This window comes from Escherichia sp. E1130 (assembly GCF_005781065.1).
Lineage (GTDB): Bacteria > Pseudomonadota > Gammaproteobacteria > Enterobacterales > Enterobacteriaceae > Escherichia.
The window spans coordinates 1-8,615 of sequence record NZ_VATL01000060.1; the positions used below are offsets into that span (position 1 = coordinate 1).

The following is an 8,615-nucleotide window of genomic DNA, read 5'->3' on the forward strand; positions in this document are numbered from 1 at the left end:
TGAACTACAGAGGAATCGTGTGAACGGGGCGCATATTAATGGCAGCGTTCCGCGATGTCAAAGGGGGAAATGCATTTTTTTGTTCGTTTGCTGGCAATTTCGACAAAGCGATGAACATTCAATCTTTTTTGTAATGTTCCATTGTAGTGCATGCCATCCTTTTATGGGGCAATGAACGCTCGTTCTGTAACCCGGACGAAAGGACAAAACAATCATAATCTCTTATTTGAAAGGCGATTAGCTTTCGCATTAGCGCCAAACTTAAACTGGCAAGCATCTTGCAATCTGGTTGTGAGTAATACCGGCACTTGGGCCGATTCTTAAAAACCGGAGGCAACATGAACTTCAGACGCCTGAAATACTTCGTAAAAATTGTAGACATTGGTAGCCTGACCCAGGCTGCTGAAGTGTTACATATCGCGCAGCCTGCGCTCAGTCAGCAGGTCGCCACACTGGAAGGCGAGCTGGATCAACAACTTTTGATTCGCACTAAACGTGGCGTTACTCCAACAGATGCCGGAAAAATTCTCTATACCCATGCGCGGGCAATTTTACGTCAGTGTGAACAGGCCCAACTGGCAGTTCATAACGTAGGTCAGACATTATCGGGTCAAGTCTCAATTGGCTTTGCGCCAGGAACTGCCGCGTCGTCTATCACCATGCCCTTATTACAGGCGGTACGAGCCGAATTTCCGGAAGTGATTATCTATCTACATGAAAACAGCGGCGCTGTTCTTAACGATAAACTTATAAATAGCCAGCTTGATATGGCGGTAATTTACGAGCATTCCCCTGTGGCAGGCGTATCCAGCCAGGCTTTGTTAAAAGAAGATCTTTTTCTTGTCGGAACTCAGGATTTTCCAGGGCAAAGCGTTGATGTTAATGCTATAGCGCAAATGAATCTCTTTCTTCCCAGCGATTACAGTGCCGTAAGACTCCGCGTTGATGAGGCTTTTTCTTTACGGCGACTCACGGCAAAAGTCATCGGTGAAATTGAGTCTATCGCCACGCTTACCGCAGCGATTGCCAGCGGCATGGGGGTTGCAGTGTTACCCGAATCAGCCGCGCGCTCGTTATGTGACGCAGTTAACGGATGGATGTCACGTATTACCACACCGTCAATGAGTCTTTCCTTGTCATTAAATTTACCAGCCAGAGCAAAACTGTCGCCACAGGCACAAGCAGTGAAAGAGCTGTTATTGTCAGTGATCAGTCCTCCAGTCATGGAAAAAAGACAATGGCAATTGGTTAGCTAAACGTTATATCTGGATGGAATAAGATGCGGGTTTTTATTATTTGTTATGCCGGGCGTTAGACTTTAACAATAGCGGAATGTCTGATCTGCCCGGAGTTTACCGTGAATTTCCAACAACTAAAGATAATCCGCGAGGCTGCACGTCAGGATTACAACCTGACAGAGGTTGCGAATATGCTTTTTACCTCACAGTCAGGTGTCAGCCGTCATATTCGAGAGCTGGAGGATGAGCTTGGTATAGAAATATTCGTTCGTCGGGGAAAACGACTGCTTGGTATGACTGAACCGGGCAAAGCATTGCTGGTAATTGCAGAACGCATTCTGAATGAAGCCAGTAATGTTCGTCGACTTGCCGATCTCTTTACCAACAATGCATCTGGTGTTCTCACTATCGCAACGACGCATACTCAGGCACGCTACAGCTTGCCAAAGGTCATTAAAGCCTTTCGCGAACTTTTCCCGGAAGTGCGGCTTGAGCTTATCCAGGGAACACCACAGGAAATTGCGACGTTGCTGCAAAATGGCGGTGCCGATATTGGCATCGCCAGTGAGCGTCTGAGCAATGATCCGCAACTCGTCGCCTTCCCATGGTTTCGTTGGCATCATAGTTTGCTCGTTCCAGATAGTCATCCCTTAACAAAAATTACGCCATTGACGCTGGAATCAATAGCGAAGTGGCCGTTGATCACTTACCGACAGGGGATTACTGGTCGCTCGCGGATTGATGACGCATTTGTCCGCAAAGGTTTGCTGGCAGATATTGTATTGAGTGCGCAGGATTCTGATGTTATCAAAACCTACGTAGCTCTTGGCCTGGGGATAGGATTGGTCGCCGAACAATCCAGTGGCGAACAAGAGGAAGAGAATTTAATCCGTCTGGAAACGCGCCATCTTTTCGATGCTAATACCGTCTGGTTGGGACTAAAACGAGGCCAATTGCAGCGTAACTATGTCTGGCGTTTTCTGGAACTGTGCAATGCAGGACTGTCGGTTGAGGATATTAAGCGACAGGTGATGGAAAATAGTGAAGAGGAAATTGATTATCAGATATAGCAAAAATCCCGCTATAAAGCGGGCTTTTCAGAAATTTGGCTCCTCTGACTGGACTCGAACCAGTGACATACGGATTAACAGTCCGCCGTTCTACCGACTGAACTACAGAGGAATCGCTGTTGAGGCACATCTTAACGGCGAAAAATCTTTTGTCAAACCTGATTTTTAAATTTCTCAACCGTTTGCCGTTTCTATCAACAGTTTGTTGCATTTGCAGACAATTTGCTGGCGAAAATCTTTGCAGCTTTGCTGATTCTCCCTCATTATTTGAAATGTGGTTTCACTTTCTGCAATTAAGGTCAGTTTTGAATATCTCCTCAGCTTTACGCCAGATTGTTCATGGCACTCGCTGGCACGCAAAACGTAAGAGCTACAAGGTGTTGTTCTGGCGTGAGATAACCCCGCTTGCTGTTCCTATCTTTATGGAGAATGCCTGTGTCCTGTTGATGGGCGTACTGAGCACGTTTCTGGTCAGTTGGCTGGGAAAAGATGCGATGGCAGGCGTTGGGTTGGCGGACAGTTTTAATATGGTCATTATGGCTTTTTTTGCAGCTATCGACCTTGGTACTACAGTCGTTGTGGCATTTAGTCTCGGTAAGCGTGATCGACGGCGAGCGAGGGTAGCGACACGGCAGTCATTAGTGATCATGACATTGTTTGCCGTACTGTTGGCAGCGCTTATTCATCATTTTGGTGAGCAAATTATCGATTTTGTTGCAGGTGAGGCCACGCCGGAGGTAAAAGCACTGGCGCTGACTTATCTGGAACTGACCGTCATCAGTTACCCTGCGGCGGCAATCACCTTGATTGGCAGCGGAGCACTTCGCGGCGCAGGGAATACGAAAATACCGCTTCTTATAAATGGTAGTTTGAATATCCTTAATATCATCATTAGCGGCATATTGATTTACGGTCTTTTCTCCTGGCAGGGGTTAGGGTTTGTCGGGGCAGGGCTGGGATTAACTATTTCCCGTTATATTGGCGCAGTCGCCATTTTGTGGGTCCTGGCGATTGGTTTTAATCCTGCGTTACGGATCTCGTTAAAGAGCTATTTTAAGCCATTGAATTTCAGCATTATCTGGGAAGTCATGGGGATTGGTATTCCTGCAAGTGTGGAATCCGTATTATTTACCAGTGGCCGGTTATTAACACAAATGTTCGTTGCCGGGATGGGGACGAGTGTTATTGCCGGGAATTTTATCGCTTTTTCGATTGCGGCTCTTATCAATTTACCAGGAAGTGCACTTGGATCTGCTTCTACAATCATTACGGGTCGAAGGTTGGGGGTAGGGCAGATAGCACAAGCAGAAATTCAATTGAGGCATGTTTTCTGGCTGTCCACTATTGGATTAACGGCAATAGCCTGGTTAACCGCCCCCTTTGCCGGGATTATGGCGTCGTTTTATACCCAGGATCCGCAGGTTAAACATGTCGTTGTGATTCTGATTTGGTTGAATGCTTTATTTATGCCGATTTGGTCCGCCTCCTGGGTACTACCTGCTGGTTTTAAAGGTGCTCGAGATGCTCGCTACGCCATGTGGGTTTCTATGCTGAGCATGTGGGGATGCCGGGTGGTAGTCGGTTATGTGCTGGGAATTATGCTTGGCTGGGGCGTGGTTGGCGTTTGGATGGGGATGTTTGCCGACTGGGCCGTGCGGGCGGTGCTGTTTTACTGGCGAATGGTGACAGGGCGATGGTTATGGAAATACCCTCGTCCTGAGCATAAATAGTATGAAAAAAAGCCAGATGTGTCGGAATAAACGACAAAGCGCAGATTATTTCAGCAAACGAATTCAAAATTAAAAAACAGGCTTTGACATTGTGGATGGGCATCGTTAATATTCGCCCCGTTCTCGCGATTCCTCTGTAGTTCAGTCGGTAGAACGGCGGACTGTTAATCCGTATGTCACTGGTTCGAGTCCAGTCAGAGGAGCCAAATTTCTGAAAAGCCCGCTTTTATAGCGGGCTTTTTGCTTTGTTACTTAATCAAATCCTTCACATCTTTCCCTGACGCAAAGGATCTGAACTCATTATCGGAACGGTGGTTCATTAAAGGTCCGCAGTTTACGCGAATGCAGTCGGTCGCCTTCTGCGCGCAGCAAGTCTATCGCCCGAATGCCAATTTGCAGGTGCTCGGAAATTGCGCCTTCATAAAAACGGTTAGCCTGACCGGGAAGTTTAATCTCACCATGCAACGGTTTATCTGAAACACACAGTAGCGTCCCGTATGGTACGCGGAAACGATATCCTTGTGCTGCAATGGTGGCACTTTCCATATCAATTGCCACGGCCCGACTTAAATTAAAACGCAGTGCAGAAGCTGAGTAGCGTAGCTCCCAGTTCCTGTCATCAGTGGTTACTACAGTTCCAGTGCGTAGCCGCTGTTTAACTTCCTCACCCGGCCTGCCGCTGACGAGTTTGGTGGCGTCATAAAGTGCACGTTGTACTTCAGCAATGCTCGGAATAGGAATATCGGGAGGCAGAACCGCATCAAGAACGTGGTCATCGCGTAAATAAGCATGCGCAAGTACGTAATCTCCAATAGCCTGGCTTTCACGTAATCCTCCGCAGTGACCAATCATCAACCAGACATCTGGGCGCAGCACCGCCAGATGATCGCAGATAGTTTTGGCATTTGACGGCCCCACACCAATATTCACCAGAGTAATACCCTGACCATCGGTAGTGATTAAATGCCATGCGGGCATCTGGTGTTTTTTCCATGCGAGGTCGGAAATTGCTTCTTCCGGTGCTTCGGTTTCAGCGGTGATCCAGTTCCCGCCAGCACAAGAAAGGGCAATGTAGGGGCTATGAGGATCAAGGATCTGGCTGCACCCCCAACGTACGAATTCATCCACATAACGTGTGTAGTTGGTAAACAAGACGAACGGCTGAAAATGTTCGACTGGCGTACCCGTATAATGGCGTAACCGTGCGAGGGAAAAATCTACCCGGCGTGCATCAAAATGCGATAGCGGGGAGAATTCCGTTGGATGATAAATGCCGTCTGCCGTTTCATCGCCAATTTGTGCCAGTTCGGTTGTCGGGAAATAACGAGTTAATCCGGCGCTCATTGAGCGATCAAGCGTCAGCTCTGAGCCGTCGATGACATAGGGATAAGGAATTTCATGCTCTGACGGTTGCACGGAAATATGTGCACCATAATCCTGGTACAGCAGAGTTAATTGTTCATTAAGATATGAACGAAAGAGAGCAGGGCGGGTGATGGTGGTCGTGTAGCTGCCAGCGTGAGTAAAACGACCAAACGCGCGTGTTTTGGGAGGGTTTGTTGCGCTACCGTCCCAGGTCACGGTCAGCGATGGATAGACAAAAAGACCGTGTTTTCGGGCGTTTTCATCAGGCAGTTCGCCACTTTTAATATATTTGCCAATGGCGTTGCGTAAAGCGACTACAGATTTTTCATATAGCGCGTCAAGTTTATCCAGTGCCTGAGCAGGGGTCAGACCGGAGCCCTTATTATTCATACGTCTCTCCTGTTCCATACAATTACCGCATTTCCGATAGTATGTCACAGGAATGTGAAACAAAAGTGTAAGGCGAAGATCAGACGATCTTCGCCAGGCTATCAAGCGTGTTGATTGTCTTTCATTAACAACGCAGTTATTGCGGAAATCAGGCAGCCTGCCAGCAAATAAATGGCGACGCTATGCCAGTCTCCTGCAAAATAAGTAATCAGAGCAGCAGCAATAAAAGGTGTAAATCCACCGCCTACCACGCTGGCAACCTGATATCCGACGCCAGCGCCGCTGTAGCGATAACTGGCACCAAACATCTCGGTGAACATCGGCTGTTGCACGCAAACCACCATGTCATGCGCAATGTTCGCCAGCATAATGGAGAAGAAAACGATCCAGAAAATGGACTGTGCCTCAAGCGCTATAAAAAAAGGAAATGCGCTTAACGTTCCGATTATTGCGCCGGTGATATAAACCCTACGGCGACCAAAACGATCGGCAAGCCAGGCAAAACAGGGAATTGTCAGGCAGCTTAATCCACCCACCAGCAAACCAATATTGAGGAATAATTCGCGCGGCAGCCCCATATTCTGGGTCGAATAGTTAAGTGCAAAGGCGGTAACGATATACATCGTCAGCAACTCGCACAGTCGCAGTGCAATAATCTTAAGGAAAGCACCGGGATGTCGTAACAGAGCTTCGATAACCGGGATGCGTTTTTGCACCGCCGCTTGATTATGCTGCTGTTGTTCAAATTCAGCGGACTCCTCCATGCCATTGCGCACCCACAATGCACCCAGCACCAGTACGATGCTAAACAGGAAAGGAATGCGCCAACCCCAGCTCAAAAATTGCTCGTCAGTTGTCGTCATACTGATCAATGAAACCAGTCCGGTTGAAAGGAGTAGACCTACTCCGTAACCAACCTGCACGCCGCTACTGTAAAAGGCTTTTTTGTTTTTTGGCGCGCTCTCAACGGACAGTAACGCAGCGCCTCCCCATTCTCCGCCAACAGCAAATCCCTGAATAGCTCGCAGCATCACAAGCAAAATTGGAGCCCACCAGCCAATAGTTGAAAACGAAGGGAGAATGCCGATCAATGCTGTGGCGATGCCCATCATCCAGACGGTAAGCATCAACATGCGTTTACGCCCCAGTCGGTCGCCGAAATGGCCGAAAATGACACCACCGAGCGGACGAAAAAGGAAACCGACACCAAAGGTAGCAAATGCAGCGAGCGTTCCCATTGCCGGGCTTACCTGCGGGAAAAACTCGCGATTAAACACCAATGCGGCAGTAATGCCATAGAGTAAAAAATCATACCAGTCGACGACGGCACCCGCGAAACTGCCTAACGCAGCGCGTCGGGCGCGACTTAACGAAAGCGTTCCTTCATCGGGACGCGTGGAGATGAGCGTGGAGTCCATAGTGATCCTGTTTGTACTGTCTTTTTATAATTAGTATGGAAAAGGTAACTCACATTGCCGTCGATCTATAAACGAACCTTATGAGACTACCGCGACAGAAAGCATCTGCAAATGTTTTTATGCCAGGAACTGAGGATGAAGGGCTGGGAGGGGGGCAGTTACATATCACAACCGCGTTGAACAGAAAAATGTGAACGCTAAAGCCGCAACGCATGCTCGGCTGATGCTATTTTTCTCTGATGGATTTTTTTGAATTTTCCTAATGGGATTTGTGTCACTGACACCAGGCGAGCTAATTGCTTGAATGATTGGCGGAGAGAGGGGGATTTGAACCCCCGGTAGAGTTGCCCCTACTCCGGTTTTCGAGACCGGTCCGTTCAGCCGCTCCGGCATCTCTCCGTTCAGATGGTTGCCATGATGCCAGGAAATTTGGCATTTTAACAGTCCCTGTCCGTGCAATTTTGTTCAAGTGACGACTTTGCGAGCAAAACGATGATTAAGTGGCCCTGGAAAGTACAAGAAACAGATCATGAAGATACGCTGCCATGGAAGGAAGCTCTGGCGATACCTCTTTTGACATGTCTGACAGAGCAGGAGCAAAGCAAACTAGTCACTCTTGCCGAACGTTTTTTGCAGCAAAAAAGACTGGTCCCGCTGCAAGGATTTGAACTTGATGCATTGAAAAGTAGTCGCATCGCCTTACTTTTCTGCTTGCCTGTTCTGGAGCTTGGACTGGAATGGTTGGATGGTTTTCATGAAGTGCTAATTTACCCTGCGCCATTTGTGGTAGACGATGAATGGGAAGACGATATAGGGCTGGTGCATAATCAACGTATCGTTCAATCAGGACAAAGCTGGCAGCAAGGCCCAATCGTGCTGAACTGGCTCGATATACAAGATTCTTTCGATGCCTCGGGCTTTAATCTGATTATCCACGAAGTTGCACATAAGCTGGATACACGAAATGGCGATCGCGCCAGTGGGGTTCCCTTCATTTCTTTGCGTGAAGTCGCTGGATGGGAACACGATCTTCATGCGGCGATGGATAACATTCAGGAAGAAATTGAGTTAGTGGGCGAAAATGCCTCCAGCATCGATGCTTATGCTGCTAGTGACCCTGCAGAATGTTTTGCCGTACTTTCCGAATACTTTTTTAGTGCACCGGAACTTTTTGCGCCACGCTTCCCCTCGCTGTGGCAACGTTTCTGCCAATTTTATAAGCAGGATCCATTACAACGGCTACGAAATGCCAATGGGCGAGACACCAATTCAGTACCAAATGTTCATTAAATATAAATTTTGTTGCTTAATTAACCGATTGAAATGACTTACGAATTTTAGTGTTGACACTCGCTGCGCTGCTAAGTAATATTCGCCTCGTTCTCACGATTCCTCTGTAGTTCA

The 8,615-nt window shown here is 47.9% G+C and carries 6 protein-coding genes and 3 tRNA genes; 5 read left to right on the plus strand and 4 right to left on the minus strand.

Annotation, left to right across the window (positions count from 1 at the left end; translation table 11 throughout):
• The first annotated feature begins 338 nt into the window (after positions 1–338).
• Both nac and cbl read left to right on the plus strand, forming a co-directional pair.
• The gene (nac, locus tag FEK66_RS25140; protein WP_135494115.1) at positions 339–1,256 is read left to right on the plus strand and encodes a nitrogen assimilation transcriptional regulator NAC; all 918 of its coding nucleotides are present in this window, start codon (positions 339–341) and stop codon (positions 1,254–1,256) included.
• Between the two features lie 101 nt (positions 1,257–1,357).
• On the plus strand, positions 1,358–2,308 hold the full coding sequence (gene cbl, locus FEK66_RS25145) for an HTH-type transcriptional regulator Cbl (protein ID WP_135494113.1): 951 nt from the start codon (positions 1,358–1,360) through the stop codon (positions 2,306–2,308).
• A gap of 36 nt (positions 2,309–2,344) precedes the next feature.
• Here the strand turns inward: cbl and FEK66_RS25150 are convergent.
• Positions 2,345–2,420: transfer RNA gene (locus FEK66_RS25150), tRNA-Asn, on the minus strand.
• A 160-nt stretch (positions 2,421–2,580) separates the two neighbouring features.
• Between FEK66_RS25150 and yeeO the strand changes: the two genes are divergently transcribed.
• The gene (gene yeeO, locus FEK66_RS25155; protein ID WP_346763420.1) at positions 2,581–4,038 is read left to right on the plus strand and encodes a toxic metabolite efflux MATE transporter YeeO; all 1,458 of its coding nucleotides are present in this window, start codon (positions 2,581–2,583) and stop codon (positions 4,036–4,038) included.
• A 130-nt stretch (positions 4,039–4,168) separates the two neighbouring features.
• Positions 4,169–4,244: transfer RNA gene (locus FEK66_RS25160), tRNA-Asn, on the plus strand.
• A 94-nt stretch (positions 4,245–4,338) separates the two neighbouring features.
• Here the strand turns inward: FEK66_RS25160 and amn are convergent.
• The 3 genes from amn to FEK66_RS25175 all read right to left on the minus strand — a co-directional run bounded on the left by amn (position 4,339) and on the right by FEK66_RS25175 (position 7,610).
• Positions 4,339–5,793, minus strand: coding sequence for an AMP nucleosidase (gene amn, locus FEK66_RS25165; RefSeq protein ID WP_130208633.1), 1,455 nt, complete (start codon positions 5,791–5,793; stop codon positions 4,339–4,341).
• A 101-nt stretch (positions 5,794–5,894) separates the two neighbouring features.
• Positions 5,895–7,211, minus strand: a complete 1,317-nt coding sequence (gene shiA / locus FEK66_RS25170) for a shikimate transporter (protein ID WP_135494109.1) — start codon at positions 7,209–7,211, stop codon at positions 5,895–5,897.
• A gap of 309 nt (positions 7,212–7,520) precedes the next feature.
• Positions 7,521–7,610 (minus strand) — tRNA-Ser (locus FEK66_RS25175).
• 93 nt (positions 7,611–7,703) lie between these two features.
• On the opposite strand from FEK66_RS25175, the gene mtfA reads away from it, so the two are divergent.
• Complete coding sequence (gene mtfA, locus FEK66_RS25180) at positions 7,704–8,501, plus strand: DgsA anti-repressor MtfA (RefSeq protein ID WP_130259958.1); 798 nt, start codon at positions 7,704–7,706, stop codon at positions 8,499–8,501.
• Positions 8,502–8,615 lie beyond the last annotated feature (114 nt).